This is a genomic window from Rhodococcus sp. DK176, assembly GCF_038447315.2.
Taxonomy (GTDB): Bacteria; Actinomycetota; Actinomycetes; order Mycobacteriales; family Mycobacteriaceae; genus Rhodococcus_F; species Rhodococcus_F jostii_A.
In genome coordinates this window covers 2,554,878-2,580,090 of sequence record NZ_CP118321.2, presented here as the reverse complement: position 1 = coordinate 2,580,090, position 25,213 = coordinate 2,554,878, and the positions used below count along the sequence as shown (strand labels likewise).

Annotated in this window: 9 protein-coding genes; 4 read left to right on the top strand and 5 right to left on the bottom strand. The window is 69.1% G+C overall.

What is annotated here, in order from left to right:
• Positions 1 to 5 precede the first annotated feature (5 nt).
• Positions 6 to 3,503, bottom strand: a complete 3,498-nt coding sequence (locus tag PSR88_RS12145) for a serine/threonine-protein kinase (protein WP_016882611.1) — start codon at positions 3,501 to 3,503, stop codon at positions 6 to 8.
• Between the two features lie 69 nt (positions 3,504 to 3,572).
• Here PSR88_RS12145 and PSR88_RS12140 point away from each other — a divergent pair, with 69 nt between their 5' ends.
• The gene (locus tag PSR88_RS12140; protein WP_029539209.1) at positions 3,573 to 4,244 is read left to right on the top strand and encodes a cyclase family protein; all 672 of its coding nucleotides are present in this window, start codon (positions 3,573 to 3,575) and stop codon (positions 4,242 to 4,244) included.
• Positions 4,245 to 4,250: 6 nt separating this feature from the next.
• On the opposite strand, the gene PSR88_RS12135 is transcribed toward PSR88_RS12140, so the two are convergent.
• The 3 genes from PSR88_RS12135 to shbA are packed head-to-tail and all read right to left on the bottom strand — an operon-like array spanning position 4,251 to position 6,276.
• Positions 4,251 to 4,541, bottom strand: coding sequence for a MoaD/ThiS family protein (locus tag PSR88_RS12135; RefSeq protein WP_009475067.1), 291 nt, complete (start codon positions 4,539 to 4,541; stop codon positions 4,251 to 4,253).
• Positions 4,538 to 5,635 (bottom strand): WD40/YVTN/BNR-like repeat-containing protein, encoded by a 1,098-nt coding sequence (locus PSR88_RS12130; RefSeq protein ID WP_016882614.1) that lies wholly within the window; start codon positions 5,633 to 5,635, stop codon positions 4,538 to 4,540. The genes PSR88_RS12135 and PSR88_RS12130 overlap by 4 nt, the downstream gene beginning before the upstream one ends.
• Positions 5,636 to 5,688: 53 nt before the next feature.
• Positions 5,689 to 6,276, bottom strand: coding sequence for an RNA polymerase sigma factor ShbA (gene shbA, locus PSR88_RS12125; protein WP_009475065.1), 588 nt, complete (start codon positions 6,274 to 6,276; stop codon positions 5,689 to 5,691).
• Positions 6,277 to 6,445: 169 nt separating this feature from the next.
• On the opposite strand from shbA, the gene PSR88_RS12120 reads away from it, so the two are divergent.
• The 3 genes from PSR88_RS12120 (at position 6,446) to PSR88_RS12110 (ending at position 10,464) form a co-directional block, all read left to right on the top strand.
• Positions 6,446 to 7,633 carry an AAA family ATPase gene (locus PSR88_RS12120; protein ID WP_029539211.1) on the top strand — a complete coding sequence of 396 codons (1,188 nt, stop codon included), beginning with the start codon at positions 6,446 to 6,448 and terminating at the stop codon, positions 7,631 to 7,633.
• Between the two features lie 130 nt (positions 7,634 to 7,763).
• Complete coding sequence (locus PSR88_RS12115; protein ID WP_016882615.1) at positions 7,764 to 9,719, top strand: aconitate hydratase; 1,956 nt, start codon at positions 7,764 to 7,766, stop codon at positions 9,717 to 9,719.
• A gap of 28 nt (positions 9,720 to 9,747) precedes the next feature.
• Entirely contained in the window at positions 9,748 to 10,464 is a 717-nt protein-coding gene (locus PSR88_RS12110) for a M50 family metallopeptidase (RefSeq protein WP_029539213.1), read from the top strand.
• On the opposite strand, the gene PSR88_RS12105 is transcribed toward PSR88_RS12110, so the two are convergent.
• A complete protein-coding gene (locus PSR88_RS12105) occupies positions 10,399 to 25,110 on the bottom strand; it encodes a non-ribosomal peptide synthetase (RefSeq protein ID WP_016882617.1) in 14,712 nt (4,903 codons plus the stop codon). The two genes, PSR88_RS12110 and PSR88_RS12105, sit on opposite strands and share 66 nt — an antisense overlap.
• Between the last annotated feature and the right edge of the window lie 103 nt (positions 25,111 to 25,213).

Genomic DNA, 25,213 nt, shown 5'->3' with positions numbered 1-25,213 from the left:
GCGGGTCACATCGTGTACGGAGCCGTCGCGTTCTGTAGCTCCTCGAGAAAGTCGGAGGGCACCGTCGCCCAGTCCGGCCGCCACTCTCCGGCCAGCTGATCGGCCCGCAGATCCGCGACCAGCGCGACGACGAAGGGTCCACCGTCGGGAAGCACGCGGTGGAGTCCACGTGCCGCGCAGATGGAGGCGATGGAGGCGAGGGCCTGCTTCGCCTCGTCGTCGCGGCCCGCGGCGGCGAGGCACGCCACCCGGAGGCGCTCGGCCAGCAGGTGGGCGCGGTTGCGGCCGGTGCCGGCCAGCCGGTCGGTCCACTCCTGCGCCCAGGTGCACGCCAGCTCGATGTTTTCGCGCGCCCCGGTGGCGAGCAGCATCCGAATCGCGGTGGTCTCCTCGACCTGCGCGACGATCTCGTCGATGCCCGACACCGGGCGCCGCCGGTCTTCGTGCCGGAGCGGGTCCGGAGCCCGCAGCGAGGGATGCGGGGTGATGCCGAGCCGCCGGCGTTCGTTCTCGATGCGGGCCCGCAGGCGGGCGAGGGAGTAGGTCTGGGCCACCTCGAGTCCGGCGTGCAGGCGTGTCGTCGCCTCCTCACGGTCACCCCGCAGCGCCTTGACGTGAGCACCGGTGACGAAGCGGGCGACCTTGAAGTCCACCCCACCGGTCTCGACGGCGAGGGTGTAACCGTCGTCGAGGAGTCGTTCGGCTTCTTCGACGTCCCCGCGTTCGTAGAGCACCTCACCGAGCAGCGACCCCGCGAGCCGGGCGGATGGCGCTCGCGGCCCGCCCAGTTTCCGCCCGGCTCGGCGGGCCCGCCGGAAACGGTCGACGGCGTCGTCGATGTCGAGCTGCTCGTAGGATGCGACACCCAGATAGCTCTGACCGTGAACGACGTTGTGCGGTCCGGTGTTCCGCTCGTAGTAGGGCCGGGCCACCTCCTGGATCCTGCGCACCTCCGCGAAGTCGAACCGGTACACGGCGGCGAACGTCGTGACGTTGAAAGCGGCGCACACCACCCACGGGGTCATGGCCTCCGGCCGCGCCAGGCAGTCGGCGGCGAGTGCGTCGATCCGGTCGCTGCGGTCGTTGCGCAGTTCGGCCACCGCACGGACGACGCCCGCCTCCGCCCGCAGATCCGCCGTGTCGCTCGCGCTCGCGCCGCTGTGTTCGAGTGCCCATTCGGCTCGCTCGAGCGCGCGTTCGGCGGCCATGGTCCGGTTCGCCATCGCATGCGCCCACGCCGTCGTGACCTGCAGCCGGGCGCTCGCGGCGACGAGAGCCGGTGGCAGCTTGTCGACCACCGCCGACAACGTCGCCGCCTGGGACTGCTCGAGCAGTATCAGTCCGTCGGCCTCGACGAGTTCCACGGCGCGTTGCTCTTCGCCGCCGGCGATGGCGTGGTCGACGGCCTCGCGGAGCAGGCTGTGGTCGCAGAACCAGCGGGACGCGATGCGGTGCAGTTCCCGGACGCGGTCGGGTTGGTCGCGTTCGAGCCGGCGGCGCAGGAACTCCGCGAACAGGGTGTGGTACCGGAACCACGTTCGCTCGTCGTCGATGTGGCGCAGGAACAGGTCCCGGTCCTCGGCGGCCTCGAGCATCGCCTGCCCACGCGCGGTGTGCGCGAGGGCGCCGGCGAGGCTGCCGCACGTGCGCTCGGTGATCGAGGTGGCCAGCAGGAAGTCGAGCATCTCGGGTTCGAGGGTGTCGAGGACGTTCTCGGCGAGAAATTCGCCGATCGCGTGGTGACGGCCGGACAGTCCGGCGATCAGCTCGGAGGGATCCGCTCGCCCGCGCAGCGACAGTGACGCCAGTTGGAGAGCCGCGACCCACCCGTCGGTGGAGTCGCGGAGCTCGGTGACGTCCTCGCTGTCGAGGGGCAGGCCACCGAGGTCGACGAGGAACGAGCGGGCTTCGGAATCGTCGAAACGCAGTTCCGAGTAGTCGATTTCGACGAGTTCGTCCTTGACGCGCATGCGGCTCATCGGCAACCCGGCCCTGGTTCGGCTCGTCACCACGACCTGCAGGTGGTGGCACCCGTTGTCGAGGAGGAACTCCAGGGCGGCGATCGTCGCGGGTTCGGACACGCGCTGCCAGTCGTCGATGATCAGGGCGATCCGTTCGCCGCTCTCGTGGATCTGGTTGACCAGTGAGGTGAGCACGTAGCGTTCGGCCTCGTCGTCGTGCTCCTCGAGGACCTGGCCGAGTTCCTCGGCCAGGTTGGGACGCACGCGGCGGATCGCCTCGATGAGGTGCGCGACGAACCAGACCACGTTGTCGTCGTCGTTGTCGACGGTGAGCCACGCGACGGCCACTCCCTCGTCGGTGAGGACGTTCCGCCACTGGGCGGCCAGGGTGCTCTTGCCGAATCCGGTGGGGCCGTGGATCACGGTCAGCAGGCGCCGGCGTCCGGCCCGCAGCAAATCGATCAGCCGGTTCCGGTCGACGAGCTGACGGGTCGCGGCCGGCGGCCGGAACCGGGTGGCCGGCGCGGGCGGCGGCGTCGACGGGTATCGCGCCCGTCCCGTCGTGGACGTGCGGAACGGACCGGAGATGGTCGAGACGGCCCCGTGTGCGGAATCCTCGACGTGGTGGACCCCGGCGTCGACGGGCATCGCCATCTCGTCCACGGCCAATCCGTGGTGGCGTTCGACCTCCCGCAGTTCGTCCCCGAACGCGGCGGCGGACGCGGGGCGATCCTCCGGTTTACCGGACATCGCCCGCTGGATCACGGCGCTGAGGTCCTCGGGGAAACCCTCGGTCCGCAGGTCCGGGACGGGTTGGGTGGTGATGCGCAGGAACTGCGCGATCACCTCCTCGCCGTTGTGCCGTTCGAAGGCGGCGTGCCCGGTGATCGCGCTGAACAGGGTCGCACCGAGGCTGTACACGTCGGAGGCGGCGGTCGGGGTCCGCCCGGACAGCACCTCGGGAGCGGTGAACGCGGGGGAGCCGGTGACCGTGCCCGCCGTCGTCTCGAACGCCCCCGACATCCGCGCGATCCCGAAATCGGTGAGCTGCGGTTCGCCGTACTCCGTCAGGAGGATGTTTCCAGGTTTGACGTCCCGGTGGAGGATGCCCACCCGGTGCGCGGTTTCGAGCGCACCGGCAAGTTTCACCCCGACACGCAGGGCGTCGCTCCAGGGGATGGGCCCGCGCCTGCGGATCTGCGCGTCCAGCGAATCGTGGGGATGGTACTGCATCACGATGTACGGACGGCCGGTGTCGGTCGTCCCGACCTGCATGATGTTGACGATGTGCGGGTGGCCGCTCAGCCGGCCCATGGCGCGCTGCTCCCGCAGGAACCGCTCGAGGTTCTCGGCGTCGAGCGCCGCGGTGAGGACCTTGACCGCCACGGTTCGATCGAGTTCCGGTTGCGCACACCGATAGACCACCCCGAACCCACCGTGCCCGATCTCCCTGGCGTCCTCGAGACCGACTGCGGACAGCTCGGATATGAGGGTTTTCGACACAGACTCACGCTGGGTGGCGAGCGGGTCAAAATCGGTCATTCCACCACCTCTTCGCTCGTCATCGAGCATATCGCGGTACGCGTGACCCCGAGGCCGGACAATCGAGCGATGCCACACGTGCGGAAAATCGTGGATCTGTCACACACCATCGGGCCGGGCATGCAGGTGTATCCCGGCGACCCGGTGCCGACGCTGATCCGGCACTGCACCCTCGAGCGCGACGGCTACAACGTGCTGGACGTCAGGATCGGTTCGCAGTCCGGGACTCATGTCGACGCACCGGCGCATCTGAAGGCGGGGGCCGCGACCGTCGAACGGCTGGCACCGGACCTGTTCGTCGGCCGCGGCGTCGTGTTCGACCTGCGCGAGCTCGTTGCGCGACAGCGGATTACCCGCGAACTGATCATGTCCCGGGCGGACGACGTCGGGCCGGGCGACATCGCCGTGTTCCATACCGGGTGGTCTCGCCACTACGGAACGGATGCCTACTACACGCATCCGTTCCTCGACCCCGAGGCGTGCACACTGCTGCTCGACCGGGGAGTGCGGACGTTCTGCCTGGACGCCCCGAGCATCGACGAGACGCCGGACGAGGACCACGCCGACGCCGGATACCCGGTTCACCATCTGATCGCCGACGCCGGCGGAGTGATCGGCGAGAATCTGTGCCGGCTCGACCGGATCGACTTCCCCGACCCGCTCCTCAGCCTCCTGCCGATCGCCCTGGCGGCCGGCGACGGAGCACCCAGTCGGGCAGTGGCGATGGAGCTGGCGGAGTAGTCGCGCTCAGCCGCCGGCCACGGACTGCAGAATCTGCAGTTCCTGCCCGGGCGTCACCTCGGTGCCGACACCGCCGAGGAGCCGGACGTCCTCGCCGTCCACGTAGACGTTGACGTACCGCCGCAGGGCGCCGGTCTCGTCGCGAATCCGGCGGCCGAGAATCGGGAACTCGCCCGCGAGGACGTCGAGCACGTGGGACACCGTCGAGGCGGCGTCGAGGGGCACGTGCACGGAGCGTTCACCGCCGACGATCGACGCCAGCGCCCGCGGAACCCGCACGGTGACTCCCTCGCTCATGATGCGACCACCGCGGCCCGCACGCACAGGACGTCGGGCAGATGCGCCGCGACCGTGCCGAACGAGGCACCCTCGTCGGCGCTCCCGTAGACCTCGCCGCCGCGCGTGCCGAAATACACGCCGACCGGGTCGGCGGTGTCCACTGCGGCGGCGTCGCGGAGCACCACGTTGTAGTCGCGTTCCGGCAGCCCGCTGTCGAGGCGGGTCCAGCTGTTCCCGGCGTCCTCGCTCCGGTATACGGCCAGCCGGCCGTCGGGTGGGATCCGTTTGCCGTCCGCCTCGATCGGAACGACCCAGATGGTTCCCTCGCGGCGGGGATGGGTGAGCATCACGAAGCCGAAGTCCGTCGGCAGTCCGTCCGCAATCGATTTCCACGTGTCGCCGCTGTCGTCGGAACGGTAGACGCCGTGATGGTTCTGGGCGTACAGCCGGTCGGGAACGTACGCGTCGCGGGCGATCTTGTGGACGCACTGGCCGAACTCCGGGTTCGGGTCCGGCAGGAAGTAGGCCGTGATCCCGGTGTTGCGCGGCTCCCAGGACGCGCCCCCGTCCGTGGTGCGGTAGACACCTCCGGTGCTCATCGCGACATGCACCGTGTTCTCGTCCTGCGGATGAGGGACGACGGAATGCGCTGCGGCGCCGCCGTATCCGGCTCCCCACTCCGGCCGGTGCGGATGGTCCCACAGCCCGCGTTCGAGCTCGAAATGCTCGCCGCCGTCGACCGACCGCCACACCGAGATGGGTTCGCATCCCGCCCACACGACGCCCGGACGGTCGTCCGTGTCGGGTCGGAGCTGCCACACCCGCTCGAGCGCGGCGCCGTCACCGTCGCCGAAGCGGATGGCCCCGTGGTCCGGTTCGGTCCAGGTGGCACCCAGGTCGTCGGAGTGCGCGACGGTGGGACCCCAGTGCTCGGACCGGACCCCGACCAGAATGCGGGTGCCGCCGGCCCGCGTGTCGATCCCGATACTCGGAATCTCGTTCATCAAAAAGTGCGGGCCCGACAACGCCCAGGTGGTGCGGTCGCGGCTGGTGGCCAGCCACAGGCCCTTCTTCGTTCCGATCGCGACCAGGACCGTGTCGGGTGCGCTCATGAATCCATCGGACCACTCGGCCCTCGCAGTTGGCAACGACGGGGCGGGAACTCTCAGCGGGCAGGCCCGTGCCCGATCCTCGCCCGCAGGTGGCTCAGCGCCCGGTGCTGGGCGACGCGGACGGCGCCCGGCGTGGTGTCCAGGACCCGTGCGGTCTGCTCGGCCGACATTCCCACGATGACGCGCATGAACAGGATCTGCTGGTGCCGGACCGGAAGGGTCTCGACGAGCTGGCCCATCTCGCCGCGCAGTTCGCGGCGCAGGACGTGATGCTCGGGGCCGTCCTCGACGTCCACCACGTGATGTGCGGCAGCGCCGCGTGCGGTGGTCGGTGCGGACAACCGGGTGGCGCGGCGCCGCGCGTCGGACACCTTGTGCGCGGCGATGCCGAAGATGAACGACAGCAACGACTTCCCCTGGTTCTCGTATGTCCGTAGGGAGCTCATCAACGCGAGGCACACATCCTGGGTGACGTCGTCGGCGGTGGCGTGCGGGTGATCCACCGACTCGAGCCTGCTCGTGCAGTAGCGGTGCACGAGGGGGTGCGCGATGCGGAGAACCTCTTCGACGGCGTCTTCGTCGCCCGTCGCGGCGTACGGCGCGAGTCGTTCCAACTCGGCTCTGGCGTCCAATTCGATCATGGTGTTCTCCCTGTTCCTGCGGCTGCATCCAGCCTCGGGGGAACGCGCGATAGTCGATAGGCACCGAAGGGTGCGGAAGTCGCCACCCCCGCTACGACTTCATAGCGGGATCTAGGACACGCGCTAGATGAGCGCAGATTCGCCAACAGAGGTTGTTACCTTCGTGGCCATGGACCCTGTCCGTAACCCCTATGCGCCCGGCGCGGGGCAACGCCCGCCGGAGCTCGCGGGCCGAACCAGGCAGCTCGACGCGTTCGACGTGGTGCTCGAGCGGATCGCGCGCGGTCGCCCGGAACGCAGTGTGATGCTGACGGGTCTGCGCGGCGTCGGGAAGACGGTCCTGCTGAACCACCTGCGGTCGGCCGCCATCTCGCGGCGGTGGGGCACGGGGAAGATCGAGGCCCGACCGGATCAGGATCTGCGGAGGCCGCTGTCGTCGGCGTTGCACATGGCGGTTCGGGAGATCGCGGGTTCGCATCGCGACCCCGACCGGGTGGAGGAGTTCCTCGGCGTCCTGAAGTCGTTCGCCCTGCGCGCGACGGCCGACAAGGGCATGCGGGAGCGGTGGCAGCCGGGCATCGACGCCCCCGCGGTGAAGGGGCGCGCCGATTCCGGGGACATCGAGATCGACCTGGTGGAACTGCTGCTCGACGCGTCATCCCTGGCCCGCGACGTCGGGGTCGGGATCGCACTGTTCATCGACGAGATGCAGGACCTCGGCGCCGCGGACGTCTCGGCGGTGTGCGGGGCGTGCCACGAACTCAGCCAGGACGCGGCGCCCCTGATCGTGGTCGGGGCAGGACTGCCGCACCTGCCCGCCGTGCTGTCGGCGTCCAAGAGTTACTCGGAGCGGCTGTTCAGCTACCACCGCATCGACCGGCTGGACCGGGTGTCGGCGGACCGGGCATTGATCGCGCCCGCCGAGCGGGAGGACGTGAAGTTCACGGACGAGGCGCTCGACGCGTTGTATGCCGCCGCGGACGGCTACCCCTATTTCGTCCAGGCCTACGGCAAGGCGACGTGGGACGTGGCCGCAGCCAGCCCGATCACCGAGGAGGACGTGCGGGTGGCCGCGCCGACCGCGGAGGAGGAACTCGCGGTCGGGTTCTTCGGATCGCGATACGAGCGCGCGACGCCTGCCGAGCGGGAGTACATGCGGGCGATGGCCGACCTGTCCGGGGACGACGGACCGGTCGCCACGTCGGCGATCGCGTCCGAGCTCGGCCGCAAGCCCGCGTCGCTGTCACCGGCGCGGGACGGGCTGATCAAGAAGGGCCTGATCTATTCGGCCGAGCGCGGGTCGATCGGATTCACCGTGCCGCACTTCGGCAAGTATCTGCGCGCGCAGAACGACTAGCGGAATCTAGCTTTCTCTACGAATTTGCCTAGATAGCCAAAGATTGTCCTGTCGAGTGCCGGACGTGTTCCGGGCGCTGGCCGTTGCCGTGGCTCCGGCGCATCCTGGAGGTACGACGAAGGGATCAGCAATGTCGGACACTGTCGCCCGCAAGGTCATCGGTGCGCACCTCCTCGACGGCCGGATGGAACCGGGGGAGGAGATCTCGATCCGGATAGACCAGACCCTCACCCAGGACGCCACCGGAACCCTGGTGATGCAGGAACTCGAGGCGCTCCACCTCGATCGCATCAAAACCGAGTTGAGCGCGCAGTACGTCGACCACAATCTGCTGCAGGCCGACGAGAAGAACGCTGAGGACCACGAGTTCCTCCGGACGGCTGCCCTGCGGTACGGGCTGTGGTTCTCGAAGCCGGGCAACGGGGTCTCTCATCCCACCCACATGCAGCGCTTCGGTGTTCCCGGCAAGACCATGGTCGGGTCCGACTCGCACACACCAGCGGCGGGATCGCTGGGCATGCTCGCGATCGGCGTCGGGGGGCTCGAGGTCGCCATGGCGATCGCGGGTCAGCCCCTGCATCTGCGGATGCCGCAGATCTGGGGTGTGGAGTTGACCGGCAGGCTCCCCGACTGGAGTTCGGCGAAGGACGTCATCCTCGAGATGCTCCGCCGCCACGGGGTCAAGGGCGGGCTCAACAGAATCATCGAATACCACGGTGAGGGGCTCGCGACGTTGACGGCGATGGATCGCCACGTCATCGCGAATATGGGAGCCGAACTGGGCGCCACGACATCCATCTTTCCCGCAGACGACGCCGTCCGTGATTTCCTGCGCGCCGAGGGCCGGGAAGACGACTTCGTGGAACTGCTCGCCGACGCAGGCGCGGCGTACGACGTGCACGAACACCTCGACCTGTCGACGATCGAGCCGCTGATCGCGAAGCCGTCGTCGCCGGGAAACGTGGTGCCCGTCCGGGAGGTTGCCGGTGAGGACGTCAGCCAGGTGGTGATCGGGTCGTCCGCCAATCCCGGACTGCGCGACTTCGCGATCGCTGCGGCCATGGTGTCGGGGAGGCAGACCGACCCGAGTGTGAGCTTCGACGTCAATCCGAGTTCGCGGGAGATCCTCTCCGACCTGACCAAGATGGGCGCCACGCTCGAACTCGTCGTGGCGGGCGCGCGAATTCATCAATCCGGGTGTATGGGCTGTATCGGCATGGGCCAGGCGCCGGCGACCGGCCGGAATTCACTCCGGACGATGCCCCGCAATTTCCCGGGGCGTTCGGGCACCCGCGAGGACTCCGTGTGGCTGTGTTCACCCGAGACGGCGGCCGCGTCGGCTCTCACCGGGGTGATCACCGACCCGCGGGACTGGGCGGAGAAAGTGGGGATGCCGTACCCGGAACTCACGCTTCCGGACGAGGCCACCGTCAACACGGCCATGTTGGTGGCTCCGCTGCCGGAAGAGGAGGCTCGGCACGTCGAAGTCGTGAAGGGACCCAACATCTCGTCCCTGCCCGAGTTTCCGCCCCTGCCCGACCGCATCGAGGCACCGGTCCTTCTGAAGGTCGGTGACAACATCTCCACCGACGAGATCTCTCCGGCCGGGGCGCGGGCCCTGCCGTTCCGCTCCAACATTCCCAAGCTGGCCCGGTTCACGTTCACCCAGGTCGACGAGACCTATCCGGCGCGCGCGGAGGAGACGGCGAAGACCACCGGGCATTTCATCGTCGGCGGCGACAACTACGGGCAGGGGTCCTCACGTGAGCATGCCGCGATCACCCCTCGGTACCTCGGGTTGCACGCGGTGATCGCCACCTCGTTCGCCCGTATCCACTGGCAGAACCTCGCCAACTTCGGTGTGCTCGCTCTCGAATTCGAGAACCCGGACGACTACGACACGATCCGGCAGGACGACGTGCTGATCCTCGACGGAGTTCGGGAGGCCATTCGTTCCGGCCCCCGTCTGACCCTGTTCGACTCGACCCGTGACGTGGAGATCCCGGTGCGTCATCGGCTGTCCCCACGTCAGGTCGACGACGTGCTCGCGGGCGGATTGATTCCACAGCTGGCACGCAGGGAGTGATCAGCCGGTCGCCGTACACTCGGCGCCGATGAATGGAATTCACTCGTTGTGGGAGCGCATGAGCGCCGTCAGCCCTGCGCCGGCTCCCTGGATCGTTCAGGTCACGGCGGTGGTGGCGGTGATACTCGTCCTCGAACCGCACGCCTGGCGACTCACCCGCAACGTGGTCACCATCGTGCACGAGGGCGCGCATCTGGTGGTCGCCCTGCTGTTCGGCCGAACCCTGAAGGGGGTGCGGCTGCACTCGGACACGTCGGGTGTGGCCATCTCGTCCGGCAAACCGACCGGGCTCGGTGTGGTCCTCATGACATTCGCGGGCTACGTGGGCCCCGCCGTTCTGGGGCTCGGCGCGGCCTGGGTGCTGGGCACCCAGCACGCGGTTGCGGTGCTGTGGATCGGTGTCGTGGCTCTCGCCGCGATGCTGATCCTCGTCCGGAACCTGTACGGGTTGTTCTCCCTCACCGTGGTCGGGGCGCTGCTGTTCGGACTCGTGTGGTTCGGGACGCAGGACCAGCAGGTGGCCGCGGCGTATCTGATCACCCTGTTCATGCTCGTCGCCGCGCCGCGCCCGGTCCTCGAACTGCAGCGGCAACGCGCCCGCGGCGCAGCACCGGAGTCGGATGCGGATCAACTGGCGCGACTCACCCGCGTTCCCGGCATCGTCTGGGTGGGTCTGTCCCTACTCGTGACGCTGAGCTGTCTCGCGCTGGGTGGGTGGTGGATTCTCCGTCCCGTCGGTGGCTGAGGCGCCCGCGAGGTATTCGGCGAGGATCGGTCCGATGACGGCCAGTGCCCCCGGGTCGGTCATCCGCGTGTGTGGGCGGTCGACGGTGTGCGCGATGACGTCCCCATCGATCCACGGCCGCCACGTCTCGCTCGCCGGAGCGGGCTGGGATCCGTTCCCGGCAGCGCCGAAGAACACCAGGTCGCCGTCGAAGTGTCCCGGTACGAAGTCGGCGGCCGCGTCGACGACGTCGACGTAGTCCTCGTACAACCGGGTCAGCTGCTCCGGCCCGAGGTGCTCCGACGCTCCGCCGCCGAATTCCGTGAGCAGTTCCGGCAGTGTCGGTGCCGGGGTGTCCCGCTCCGCCGCCGCGTAGCTGTCGATCATCGCGAGCACGCCGACCTCCCCGCCGCGCGACCGCAACTCGACGGCCATCGCGTGCGCGATCACGCCGCCCACCGAGTACCCGAGCAGGTGATACGGCCCCCTCGGCTGCACACGGCGAATCTCCTCCACGTATCGATGGGCCCGCTGCGTGATCGACGCGAATCGTTCGCCGGGCACGGTCACGGCGGGCGACTGCACACCCCAGACCGGGCGGTCCGGGCCGAGATGCGCACCCAATCCCGCATAGCACCAGGCCAACCCGATGGCCGGATGGATGCAGAACAGCGGCTCCCGTCCGCCGTCCGGATGCAGCGGCAGCAGCACCCCGAGCCCGGCGGAGGCGGCGGAGGCCGCCGCGAAACTCGACGAGATTCGCGCGGCGATGCTCTCCGCGGTCGCGTCGGCGAAGAACCATTCGAGCCGGACCTCGACCCGAGTCGATGTGTGCAGCCGCGACGCCGCCCTGGTCGCGGACAGGGAGTTGCCGCCCAGTTCGAAGAAATTGTCGTCCAGTCCCACCAGACCCGTACCGAGAACGTCCGCGAATACCGCGGTGACCAGTTTCTCGGTGCGGGTCGTCGGGGGACGGAACCGCTGCGCCCGTGGCACCCCCGGGTCGGGAAGTGCTCGCCGATCCAGCTTGCCGTGGGGTGTGGACGGTAGCGCCCCCAGCACCACGATCTGGTTGGGCACCATGTACCGGGGCAGCCGCTGCGCCAGCTCCGCCGACACGACACGGGCGTCCACCACCATGTCCGGATGCGGCACCACGTAGCCGACCAGCCGGGCCCCCGTGCCGGCTGATTCGTACACGGCCGCCGCGGACTGCGCGACGGCGGCATGGCGTCGCAGCGCCGTCTCGATCTCCTCCAGTTCGACGCGCTGACCGCGGATCTTCACCTGGAGATCGCGCCGGCCGAGATAGTCGATCGTCCCGTCTCTGCGACGACTCACCACGTCGCCGGTCCGGTACATCCGCTGACCGGGCGGTCCCCACGGATTCGCGGGGAATCGGGCGGCTGTCGCCCCCGGCTGCCCGAGATAGCCGCGCGCCAACTGGGCACCGGCCAGGTAGAGCTCACCCGGAACGCCGATGGGCACCGGATGCAGTCGCGAATCCAGCACGAGCACGCCGACGCCGTTCTGCGGCACACCGATCGGGACGGTCGCGGCCTCCGTGCCGACGACCGTGCGGGTCACGGCGACCGCCGTCTCGGTCGGGCCGTACTCGTTGTACAGCACGGCATCCGGGCACCGCGCGTGGACACTGTGTGCCGTGCCGGGCGGCAGGACCTCCCCGCCGCAGGACACCTGCCGCAGAGACGTGAGGTCCGCCTCGGGGATCGCGAGGATCTCGGCCAGCATCAGGGGTAGGAAGTATCCCGCGGTCACCCGGTGCCGTCCGATCAGCTCGGCGAGATGCCGCGGGTCGCGGTGGCCGTCCGGTCGAGCGATCACCAGCCGCGCACCGGCGATCAGCGGCCACCAGAACTCGCGGACCGAGGCGTCGAACGTGTACTGCAACTTGAGCATCACCGTGTCGTCCGCGCCGAGCGGGTCGGTGTCCTGGCGCCAGCTGAGGAAGCTCACGACGGCAGCATGGGTCACGATGACCCCCTTGGGGGTGCCCGTCGATCCCGACGTGTGGATCACGTACGCGGGGTGCTGAGCGAGCAGGGGAGCGATCCGGTCGAGGTCGGAGATCGGCGACGGATCGACGCCGGACAGGTCCACCCGGTCGATGACGACGAGCCGTGTCTCGGCGGGCAGGACGTCGGAGAGGTCGAACCGATCGCGCTCGGTGGTGAGGACGACACGCGTGGCGGACGACCGGATGACCTGGGCATTGCGCTGCCCGGGCTGATCGGGGTCGATCGGCACGTACGCCCCACCCGCCTTCGCGACGGCATACATTCCGACGAGGAGGTCAACGGAGCGGCGAATCGCCAGTCCCACCATGGACTCCGGGCCGACGCCGGCGCCGATCAGGTGCCGGGCCAGGCGATTGACCTGCTCGTCGAGTTCACGGTAGGTGAGTGTTCGGTCTCCGGAGACGACGGCGATCGCGTCGGGTGCGGCGGCGACCTGCCGCTCGAACAGATCGACGAGGGTCTCGCCGGAGGACGGCGTCGCGGTGGGGACATCCGGGTCCGGATCGAGGAGGGCGAGGTCGCCGACGGCCGTATCCGGTTGTGCGACGGCCTCACTCAACATCCGGATGAACCGTTCACCGATGTCCGCGACGGTGTGGTGGTCGAACAGATCGGTGGCGTACGTGAACACCGCCGCATGCCGGGTACGTTCCGTCGACGGGTCCGGCTCGGCGGTCACGGTGAGTTGCAGGTCGAATCGGGCCGACCGGGTAGGGGGCGTCATCTCCGACACCCGCAGTCCGGGCAGGGTGAGCGGGGTGTGGTCGAGATTCTGGAACGCCAGGGCCACCTGGAACAGTGGATTGCGTGCACGTGACCGGGCGGGATCGAGCACCTCGACCACGGTTTCGAACGGAACGGTGGAGTGCGCGAACGCGTCCAGGTCGACCTCTCGCACCCGGCCGAGCAGTTCCGCGAAGCTTTCCGCGGGAATCACCTCGGTGCGCAGAACCAGGTTGTTGACGAACATGCCCACCAGGTCGTCGAGGGCCTGATCCCCGCGTCCCGCGACGGGAGTGCCGATCACGATGTCGGTGGATCCGCTGAGTCTCGCGAGCAGCACCGCGAATGCCGCGTGCACGATCATGAACGGGGTGACCGCAAGGGCAGTAGCGGTGTGCTCGACCGCGCGATAGAGAGCGTCGTCAATCGCGAATTCGACTGTGCCGCCACGGTGCGACGCAATGGCGGGATGCGGTCGGTCTGCAGGGAGGGACAGCTGTTCCGGCGCACCCGACAACGCGTCCTTCCAGTACGACAGTTGCTGCGCGGCAACGGACTGCGGGTCGTCGCGGTCGCCCAGCAGCTCGTGCTGCCACAGGGTGTAATCCGTGTACTGGACCGGTAAGTCGGCCCACCGCGGTGCCTCTCCCGAGACCCGCGCCTCGTAGGCGGTCATCACGTCGCGGACGAGCACCGGCACCGAGAATCCGTCCGTGCTGATGTGATGGACCATGACGGCGAGCACCCATTCGTCGGGGGCCGGGGCGAACAGCCGGGCACGGAACGGCGGTTCGGCGCCCAGGGCGAAACCCTTCGATGCGAACGTCGCAACCCGCGCGGCGACGTCGCCGCGGGACACGGGTATCGGTCGGAGTATGGGAGCGGCCCGCGACACCGGGATCAACTGCTGGTACGCCACGCCGTCACTGTCGGGATACACGGTGCGCAGCGGTTCGTGACGGCTGATCACGTCCGCGACGGCCGCGGTGAGCGCGGCGACGTCGAGTGCCCCGGTCAGCCGCAATGCCATCGGGATGTTGTATTCGGGGGAGCCGGGTGCGAGGCGGGCGAGGAACCACAGTCGTTGCTGTGCAGGCGACAGCGGCACACGGGCCGGGCGCGGACGCACGGTGAGTGCGACGTGCGTCGCGCCGTCGGTCTGCTCGGTGACAAACGCCGCGAGCGCCGAGACGGTCGGCGTGTCGAAAACCGCGCGCACCGGCACCGTCGTCTCCAGTGCGGCACCGATCCGGGACGCGGCGCGCGTGGCGGACAGGGAACTGCCGCCCAACGCGAAGAAGTTGGCCTCACGACCCACGAGATCGAGCCCGAGCACCTCGGCGAACACTGTGGCCACCACCCGTTCGGCGGGCGTGTGCGGGGCCTCGAATTCGGTCGCCGCGGGAACGGGGTCGGGCAGCGCCGAGCGGTCCAGCTTCCCGTTCACGGTGAGCGGGACGGCGTCCACCACGACCACGATCGCGGGCACCAGCGGCATCGGCAGACGCGTCGCCGCGAAGCGGATCAGCTGATCCGGATCGACCGTCTCGTTCCGTGCCGGGACCACGTACGACACGAGTGCGTCGACGCCGTCCCGCAGCTCACGCACATCCGTCGCCGCGAATCGCACGGTCGGATGGGCGAGGAGGGTGGCGTCGATCTCGCCGAGTTCGATTCGGACGCCGCGCAGTTCGATCTGCGAGTCGTTGCGGTGCAGATACTCGATCGACCCGTCGCGACGCCATCGACCCACGTCGCCCGTCCGATACATCCGCTCCCCGGAGGCGCCGAACGGGGAGGCGACGAAGCGTGCGGCGGTCAGCGCGGGCCTGCGATGGTAGCCGCGGGCGACGCCCGGACCACTGATGTAGAGTTCGCCGGCGACTCCCGTCGGAACCGGGTGCAGACGCGAATCCAGCAGGAGTACGGCGGCGCCGCGGATCGGACGGCCGATGGTGACCGGACCGCCGGCCGCCATGGGATCGCTGATACTCGTCATGACCGTCGTCTCGGTCGGACCGTATCCGTTGTACATCTGCTCCTGCGCCGACCACACCGCGACGAGTTCCGTTGGGCAGGGTTCGCCGCCGGCCACGACGACCCGGAGGTCGTGCAGGCCGCGCGGGTCGACCGTCGCCAGAACCGTCGGCGTGGTGAACACGTGGCTGACCCGCTCGCGGGCCAGCAGGTCCGTGAGTTGGTCGTCGGCCTGGACTGTCGGTGGTGCGAGCACCATGCAGGCGCCCGCACCGAGCGCGAGCAGTATCTCCAGCACCGAGCCGTCGAAGCTGGGAGACGAAGCGTGCAGCGTGCGCGACGACGCCGTCACCGAATACCGCTCCCGCTGTTCCGCTGTGAAGTCGGCGAGACCGGTGTGGGTCACCACCACTCCCTTGGGGTTTCCCGTCGAACCGGACGTGTAGATCACGTACGCGGGGTGGCGCGCATCCAGCGGCCGCGCACGGTCGGCATCGGTGACCGGGGCCGACGAGTAACCGCGACATTCGGTTCGGAAGTCCGGGTCGTCGAGCAACAGCCAGTCGGTACCGTCGGGCAGGGCCTCGCGGTCCGCGGCGGTGGTCAGCCCGAGGACGGCGCCGGAGTCGTCGATCAGATACCGAACCCGCGCGGCGGGGTAGTGCGGGTCGACGGGCACGAACGCGGCACCCGTCTTCGCGACCGCCCACACGGAGACGACGGACAGGACCGAGCGCGGCACCCCGAGGGCCACGAGCGCCTCGGGTCCCACCCCGCGCCGCATCAGGGCGCGGGCGAGCCGATTCGATTCGGCGTCGAGTTCGCGATACGTCATCGACCGGCCGTCCGCCGTCAGCGCCGGTCCCCCCGGGTTCTGCCGGGCGGCGGCGGACATCAGGTCGGGCAGGGTGCGCTGCGGCACCGAGGGCGGTCCGTGATGCCGCGCCTGCTGCTCCGCGAGGTCCCGCACGTCGATGTCGCCGATCACGACGGACGGCTGTGCGAGCGCGGCCCGCAGAATACGCTGGAACCGGTCCGCGAATCCCGAGACCGTGGCGTCGTCGAACAAGTCGGTGGCGTAGGTGAAGACACACGACAGTGGTGCCGGGGCGTCTGCGTCGTCCACTGATTCGGTGACCGTGAGCTGGAGGTCGAATTTCGCGGTGTGCGTCTCGATCTCGACGATTGTGGCGGAGACCTCCGGCAGGTCGATCACGACCGGCGCCGTGTTGTGATAGGCGAGCGCCAGCTGGAACAGCGGATTACGACCGCGGGACCGAGCGGGAGCGACCGCCTCCACAACCTCCTCGAACGAGACGTCCGCATGGGCGTACGCGGCCAGATCGACGTCCCGCACGCGGCCGAGCGTGTCGGCGAACGTGGTGTGCAGCGGGACGTCTGTCCGTAGCACCAGTGTGTTGACGAACATCCCGACGAGATCGTCGAGTGCGCGGGGCCCGCGTCCCGCGATCGGCGTGCCGACGACGATGTCCGACGTGTCGCCGAGTCTGGCTGCGAGGACGGCCAGCGCCGTGTGCACCACCATGAACGGAGTGGCGTCGTGTGCACGCGCGAGAGCACGAATCCGCCGATGAATCTCGGCGTCGAGAATGAACTCGACGTTCGCGCCGCGGTGCGTCGCGACGGACGGGCGCGCACGGACGAACGGCAGGGGGAGCAGCTCGGGCAGCCCGGACAGGGTCTGCGTCCAATACGCCAGTCCGCGTTGCCCGTCCTGCAGTTCACGCTGCCAGAGGGCGTAGTCGGCGTAGCGGACGGGGAGGGGCGTCCAGACAGGCGCGTTGCCCTGCGCCCGCGCGCGATATGCGGCCATCACATCCCGGGCGAGCGGTCCCAGCGAGAACCCGTCCGCACTGATGTGGTGGACGACGAGGGTCAGCACCCACTCGTCGGCGCTCACCGCGAGAAGTTCGGTGCGAACCGGGGGTTCGGTGGCGAGGTCGAATCCGGTCGACAGCAGGTCGCGGACCCGGCCGACCGGGTCCGTCGTCGTCCGCACCGTGCACGGCGGCACTGCGGAGGCGGGAAGAACCTGCTGGCAGGGGATCCCGTCGTGCTCGGGATAGACGGTGCGGAGGGGTTCGTGCCGTTCGATCACGTCACCCACCGCCGCGCACAGTGCCGATTCGTCGAGCGTGCCGGTGAGGCGGAGCGCGACGGGAATGCTGTCGGTGGCCGAGCGCCCGTCGAGCCGGTTCAGGAACCACAGTCGCTGCTGTGCCAGGGACAGCGGCACGTGGGCGGTCGGGGCGCGGGGGACCAGGGGCGCCCGCCCGGTCCGGTGCGATCCGTTCGCGAGATACTCCGACAGTTCCGCGACCGTCGGGTGGTCGAACAGTGCGCGGATGTCGACGGAGGTTCCCAGCGCCGCTCCGACGCGGGCGACGGCCTGCGCCGCGGTCAGCGAGTTTCCGCCCGCCGCAAAGAAGTTGTCGTGCCTGCCCACCCGGCCGGTGCCGGTGACCTCCGCGAACACGAACGCGACCACGTCCTCGGTGGGGGTGGCGGGCGGGTCGAAAGCGGACGCGACGGGCGCCGGTTCCGGTAGGGCGGCGCGATCCAGCTTTCCACTGGTGGTGAGTGGCAGTGCCGGGAGCGGGACGACGGCGGAGGGAATCATGTAGGCGGGGAGCAGACCGGCGAGACGGTCGACGATCCGGCGCTCGTCCGGCGGCACACCGTCCGCGGCCACGACATAGGCGATCAGCCGATCTCCCGCTTCCGCGTCACGGTGCACCGTGACCGCCGCGTGGGTCACCGCCGGGTCGGACGTGAGCGCGGACTCGATCTCGCCGGGTTCGACGCGTTGGCCGCGGAGTTTGATCTGGAAGTCGGTGCGCCCGAGATACTCGAGCCGGCCCGACTCGTTCCACCGCACCACGTCGCCGGTGCGGTACATCCGTCCACCGGTTTCGCCGAAGGGATCGGCGACGAAGCGTTCGGCGGTCAGGTCGGGACGTCCGGCATACCCGCGCGCCAAGTATGCACCGGCGAGGTACAACTCGCCCCTCGTTCCGACTGGCACCGGTCGGAGCCGGCTGTCGAGTACATACGTACGTATGTTGTGAATGGGGCGGCCGATGGCGACCGAGGTGCCGAACTCGTTGCCGTCCAACGACTCCGAGGTCGCCGCCGCCGCCTCGCACGGGCCGTACCAGTTGTACAGCGCGGCGGCACTGCGCTCCTCGAATCGCGATGCCGTCGCCGCGGACAGGGGCTCGCCCGCCGAGTACACGCGGCGCAGCGGGGCGAGCTCCCGCGGCCCGCACTGCTCCAGAAAGGCGTCGAGCATCGACGGCACGACATGGAGGGTCGTGATCGACTCCTGCGCGACGATCCGCGCGAGGTAGCGGGGATCGCGGTGGCCGTCGGGTGCGGCGATCACCACCCGCGCACCGGTGTGCAAGGGCCACAGAAGTTCCCACGCGGAAATGTCGAACGTGAGAGGCGTCTTGTGGAGTACCGCATCGGAACCGTCGAGCGGCGTGAGCGTCTGCGCCCAGCGGAACTGGTTCACCATCATCTCGTGCGTCACCGTCACGCCCTTGGGCCGGCCCGTGGAACCGGACGTGTAGATGACGTACGCGGCGTTCGCCGGATGCAGCGGTGCGCGTCTCTCGGAATCCGTGATGGATCGGGCGTCGTACCCGGTGAGGTCGAGCAGATCGAGATCCACGACGGCGACTCCGTGTGGGACCGCGCGATTGTGGGAATCGGATGTGAGGACCAGCGCGGGTGCGGCCGAGTCGATGACGAGCGCCGTTCGTCCGAGTGGGTGCTCGGGGTCCATCGGCAGGTAGGCACCGCCGGCCTTCAGTACCGCGTGCAGCGCGACGAGAAGCTGAATCGAGCGGGAAACCGCGACACCGACGACGGTTTCCGGTGCGATTCCCTTCGCGACGAGATACCGGGCGAGCCGATTCACCCGTGCGTCGAACTCCGCGTACGTCAGTCGATCCGGGCCGAAGATCACCGCAACGGCCTCCGGAGAACGCTCGACCTGCGCGTCGAACAGGTCCACCAGGGTCTGCGAGGGTACCGGTGCGTCCGTCGCGTTCCAGGTGCGCAGCACCCGCTCGCGCTCCTGATCGCCGAGGAGATCGAGCCCGCCGAGGACGACGTGCGGATCCCTGCCGATGCACTCGAGGACGCGGCCGACCCGGGCGAGCAGGGCTTTCTCGTCGTACCGGTGTGACCGGCACTTCGCCGTCAGCCGGACGGTCCGGGACACCGTCACCGCCAGCGTCACGGCGTAGTGCGACGCATCGTGTGCGCGGACCCCGTCCAGCGTGAGTCCGTCGACGGGTTCCGGCAGCGCGGTGCGGTCCACGGGGTACGACTCGAACGCGACCAGCGTGTCGAACAGCGGCGCCACGCCGACTGCATGCTGGATATCCGCCAGGCCCAGATGGTGATGTTCCAGGAGGCGCACGTGGTCGGCCTGCAGGCGGGTGACCAGCGTGGCAGTGTCGATATCGGGGTCCAGCGGGATCCGCACGGGCACGGTGTTGACGAACAATCCCACCGCACACTCCACCCCGGCGACGTCCGCGGGCCTGCCGGAGACGGTCGCGCCGATCACGACGTCGTCCCGGGCGGTCGCCTGCCCGAGAACGATTCCCCAGGCTGCCTGCACGATCGTGCTCAGCGTGACTCCCACCTCGGTCGCTCGCGCGGTCAGCTTCCGTGTGCCCTCCTCGCTCAGCTCCAGCACCGCCTCGGACGTGGTGGGGGTCGGCTCTGCCGCGACGGCGGGCTCGGTGATGCCGTCGAGAGCCGCAACCCACGCCCGCGCCGAGGCCTCGGTGTCCTTCGCCGTCAGCCATTCCAGGTAGTCGCGGTACGGGCTCGAATCCGGTGACTCGGTGCGGACGTCGTCGCGTGGGTAGGCGGTGAAGAGTTCGCGCACCAGCAACGGCATGGACCAGCCGTCCAGCACGATGTGGTGGGCGGTGATCGCCAGGTCGGCACGGGTCGGCCCCCGCGACAGCAGGGTGAACCGAATCAGCGGTGGGGCAGACATGTCGAATCGGGTGGTGCGGTCGTTGCGCAGGATGTCCTCGGGATCCTCCGTGACGTCCGTGAGGTCGATCTGCCGCCACCGCAGCGGCACGTCGTCGAGCACGAGTTGCACCGGGACGCCGCGACTGTCGCGCACGAACGCGGTGCGCAGGTTCGCGTGCCCCGCGAGCACGGCGCTGCATGCGCGCCGGAGTCGATCCTGATCGAGGTGTCCGGACAGGCTCAGGATCACCTGCATCGCATACGGATCGGCATCCGTGCCCGTGAGCGCCGCGTGGAACAGCAGGCCCGACTGCAACGGCGTCAGCGGCCACACGTCGAGCAGACCCGGACGGTCACGCTCCCACTCGTCGATGTCGTTGCGGTCCACGGCGACGAGCGGCAGATCGGACGGGGTGAGCCCACCGGCGTGCGGAGACCGCGGCACCGCGGCGAGCGCTGTCAGCGCCTGCTCCCAGAGATCGGTCAGGGCCCGCACGTCCTCGGACGCGATCGCACCCGTCGGGTATGCGAAGGTGGCGTCGAGGACGCCGCGGGCGGTGAACGCGGTGATATCGATCAGCGCGGTGACCGGCATCGACGGCTCCGCCGACGAAAACACGGCGGCGTCGTCCCGTACGGGGCGCCAATCGTGTTCGGTCTCCGCGGTATCGAGCCGGCCGAGGTAGTTGAAGGCGACCTGGCCGGGGTCGTCCCCCGGATACCGCAACAGCCCGTAGCCGATGCCCTTGTCGGGCACCGCACGCAACTGTTCTTTGACCAACTTGATCGCGGTGCTCGCGGCATGGCCGCCCGCGAACGCGTCGTCCAGGTCGACGTCCCCGAGGTCGAGGCGGATCGGGAAGATACTGGTGAACCACCCGACGGTGCGGGAAAGGTCGGCGCCGGGGAGCACCGCTTCCTCGCGGCCGTGCCCTTCGAGCCGGATCACCGGCGCGGTGGCCGGTCGTCCCCGGCGGCGCTGCCATTGCGCGAGGGCGAGGGTGAGCGCGGTGAGCAGTGCGTCGTTGACCTCACAGCGGAAGGCGGCCGGGAGATCGGTGAGCAACGAGTGTGTGACGTCCGCAGAGACTTCCGTGTGGACCCGATCCACGGTGGAATTCACGTCACGCCCCGCGTCGAGTGGGCGGGAGCCGAGCGGCGAATCCTCGTACGCGGTCATCTCACGCCAGAACGACAGCTCGGACCTGCGGCCCGGCCGCTGCGCCTCCTCGACCAGGCCGTGCGACCACCGGCGCAGGGATGTGCCGATCGATGCCAGAGTAGGCGGTACCCCCGCCTTCACCTGCGTCCACGCTGCGGCGAGATCGCCGATCAGGATTCGCCACGAGACCCCGTCGATCACCAGGTGATGGGCGACGAGGAGGAGGCGCCCGCGGCGGGTGGTGTCATCCGGCCCGGGATCGAGCCAGACGCACTGCACCATTACGCCCGCAGCAGGATTCAACCGGCAGACTGCGGCCTCGTGTTCGTCCCGCGTACGCTGCGCCGGGTCGGCATGGGCGGGCAGCGGGACCCGCAGGATCGTGCCCACCGGCAGCGGTGCGCCTGCCGGACGCACAGTGAGGAACGCCGTGCCGTCCGCGCCGCACACGAGGCGCGCGCGCAGTGCGTCGTGCCGTTCGACGACGGCGCCGATCACACTGTCCAGCGTGTCGGGATCTATAGCGCGTGGCAGTTCCACCACCACCGCCTGTGCGTACCGGTCGATGACGCCCGCCCGGTCGAGGAGGAATCGGGCCGCCGGGGTGAGCGGCAGGTCGCCGACCCCGCCGCCGGGCAGTTCCGCGAGGACCGGTCTGTCGCAGGCGCTCCCCGCGACTTGGCCGAGACGGGAGATCGTGCGATTCTCGAATACGTCGCGCGGAGTGAACGAGATTCCCGCACTTCGTGCGCGAGAAGCCAATTGGATGGCCATGATGCTGTCGCCGCCGAGCGCGAAGAACGACTCGTCCACACCGAAAGCGGACGTCCCGAGAATGTCGGCGTACAGGGCGTGGAGTGTACGTTCGCGCTCATTTCTGGGGGCGGTCCGGGAGCGTGACCGGCGGCTGTGCTCGGGGAGGGCAGTGCGGTCCAGCTTGCCCGACGGGGTCAACGGAATGTCGGGGAGCACGACGACGGCGGCCGGCACCAGATGCGGTGGCAGCTCGGTGCTGAGGAACGACAGCAAGTCCTGCTCGGTCACGGTGTCGGCGCCCACCACGTACGACACGAGTTGATCGCCGGCCCCCCGCGAGCGAATTACGGTGACAGCGAACCGAACCGCCGGATACCGGAGGAGTGTCGCGTCGATCTCGCCGGGCTCGACGCGCAGACCCCGCAGGTTCACCTGTTCGTCGCTGCGTCCGAGGTACTCGAGTTCGTGGTCGTAGGTCCAGCGGACCGTGTCGCCGGTGCGGTACATGCGGGTGCCCGGTGGTCCGTACGGGTCGGCGACGAACCGTTCCGACGTCTGCCGGGCGTTGCGGTGGTACCCGCGGGCCAGGGCGGTCCCCGCGACGTACAGCTCGCCGACCACTCCGACGGGGACCGGACGGAGCCGGTGGTCGAGGACCACCGCCCTCGCTCCTCGGATCGGCCGGCCGACGGTGACGGGTCCCGGCTCGGCGAGGGGCTCGCTGACGGTCGCCATGACGGTGGTCTCCGCCGGACCGTACGCGTCGATCATCCGGCATCGGGATGCCCACCGAGACACCAGTTCCGGTGGACACTTCTCACCGGCGACTACGAGTGTGCGCAGGCCTCCGACCTCCCCGGGGTCCATCGACGCCAGGACCGACGGGGTGATCACCGCGTGTGTGACGCGTTCGGTGGTCATCAGCCGCGCCAGAGGGGATCCACCGAACACTGCGGGTGGGGCGATGACGAGCGCAGCGCCGGAGCCGAAGGCCATCAGCATCTCGAAGACGGAGGCGTCGAAGCTCGGCGATGCGACATGCAGGACCCTCGCCGCGCTGTCGAGGTCGAGTCGGGTGCGCTGCGCGGAGACCAGATTGGCGATCCCGCGGTGGGTGACCACGACTCCCTTGGGAACTCCGGTGGATCCGGACGTGTAGACGAGGTAGGCGGCGTCGTCGAGTCGTATTGTCGGCGTGGGAAAATCGTGGACGTTCGAGCCGCCCGACTCGTCGAGCAGTAACCACTCGGTGCTGTCCGGCAGCGTGTTCGTGTATTCGGCGGACGTCAACCCGACTGCCGCGTGGGAGTCGCCGAGCATGTGCCGAACACGGGAAACCGGGTAGGTCGGATCCACCGGAAGGAATGCCGCCCCCGTCTTCGCGACGGCCCAGACCGCGCAGACGTAATCGGAGGACCGAGGTAAAGCCACCGCGACGACGTCGCCGGACCCGACGCCCAGCCGTGCCAGCGTCGCAGCGATCCGATCCGATCGTCCGTCGAGTTCGCGGTAGGTGATCTCGCTGCCGGCGGTGACGACGGCGGTCGCGTCCGGATGCTGTGTGGCGGCGGCGCGGAACACGTCGGCGAGCGTGACGGGCACGCTGTCGGGCGGCCCAGGGAAGGGGACCAGTGCCGCGGTTTCGTTCTCCGTGAGGACCGGGAGTTCACCGATCGGATGGGCGGCATCGGCGTCGAGGAAGTGCCGGAAGTACCGCAGGAATCTCGTGTGATGCCCCTCGAGCTCGTCCTGCGAATACAGTCGCGGGTTCGCCTTGAAATCGAGGTGCACACGTCCGCGGGGACCGTACCGGTACAGATTCACCAGGAGGTCTTCGATCGGACCCGAAGACAGCACATGCAATTGGCTGCGCAGCGAACCGAGATCCAACTCCTCGGGGAACAGCATGATATTGACGGCGGGGCCGAACAGTCGCGACCCGGACACCGCGCTTCCCAGGTCTGCGCGAATGTCCTCGTGCCGGTACCGCTGATGTCGTAGGGCACCCGACATCACGAGGCGCGTGCGGGACACCAGATCGCCGACAGTCCCCGTTCCCGCGGACGTGATGCGCAGCGGCACCACGTTGGACACCATGCCACCGGACCGACGCAGCGCCGCGGTCGTGCGGGCCGACACCGGCAGGCTGAGCGTGACGTCGTCGGCGCCGGTCATTCGCGCCAGATAGCCCGCGACCGCGCAGACGGTGAGCGTCGCAGGATTGACCCCGTGCGCTGCCGCGCACTTCTCGAGTTGATCGACGGCCTCGGTGGTCAACGTTCCGCCGACGTTCCGGGAACCGGCGGTCGCCGGCGCGGAGCCGCGCGCGAGGGTGCTCGCGTGGGTGACACCACGCATCGTCTCGGTCCAGTAGTCCCTGTCGGATTCCCGGCGGGCGGAGGTGCGGTAGTCGGTCTCGAGTTCGTGGATGCGCCGCAGACCGACCGGACTGCTCGCGGGTGGTGGCAGTCCGTGCACCGCGGCGGTGTAGAGCGCGGCGATCCGGTAGAGCATCGTGACGGACCCGAAACCGTCCATCGCGAGGTGATGGGCGCGCGAATACCAGAAGTAATGGTCGTGTCCGACATGGAGAAGGAACGAGACCGTCAGACGGTCGCGTTGGATGTCGATCGGATCGGCGGTCTCGGTGCGCATCCACGCGTGCGCCGACGCCTCCGGGTCCGGTTTGTCCCGGAAGTCGAGGTAGCCGACGGAGGCGTCCAGGCTCGGGTCCACCCATTGCAGCGGTTGCCCGTCGATGTCGGAGACCTTCAGGAAAAACGACTCGAACTCGGCGGCCGCTCGGACACACGCGTCTGTCAGGACGCTCCGGTCCAAGTCGCCGTGGATGTCGACGTACTGGGCGACCGACACCGGAACCGTGGGGTCGACGTGCTGTGCGAGCCACATCCCCGTTTGCGCGGGTGACAGGGGGAACGCGCGCGCCGACGAGTCTCCGGGACCAACCGAGGTCGGTGAACTCATCGCTGACTTCTCTCACGCATACGTCCCCGCACGACGCTGCTTGCTGGGGTGCCTCCATTCAGGAGTCTGCCCCAGTTTTCTAGGAGATTGCTTAGAAACGTCT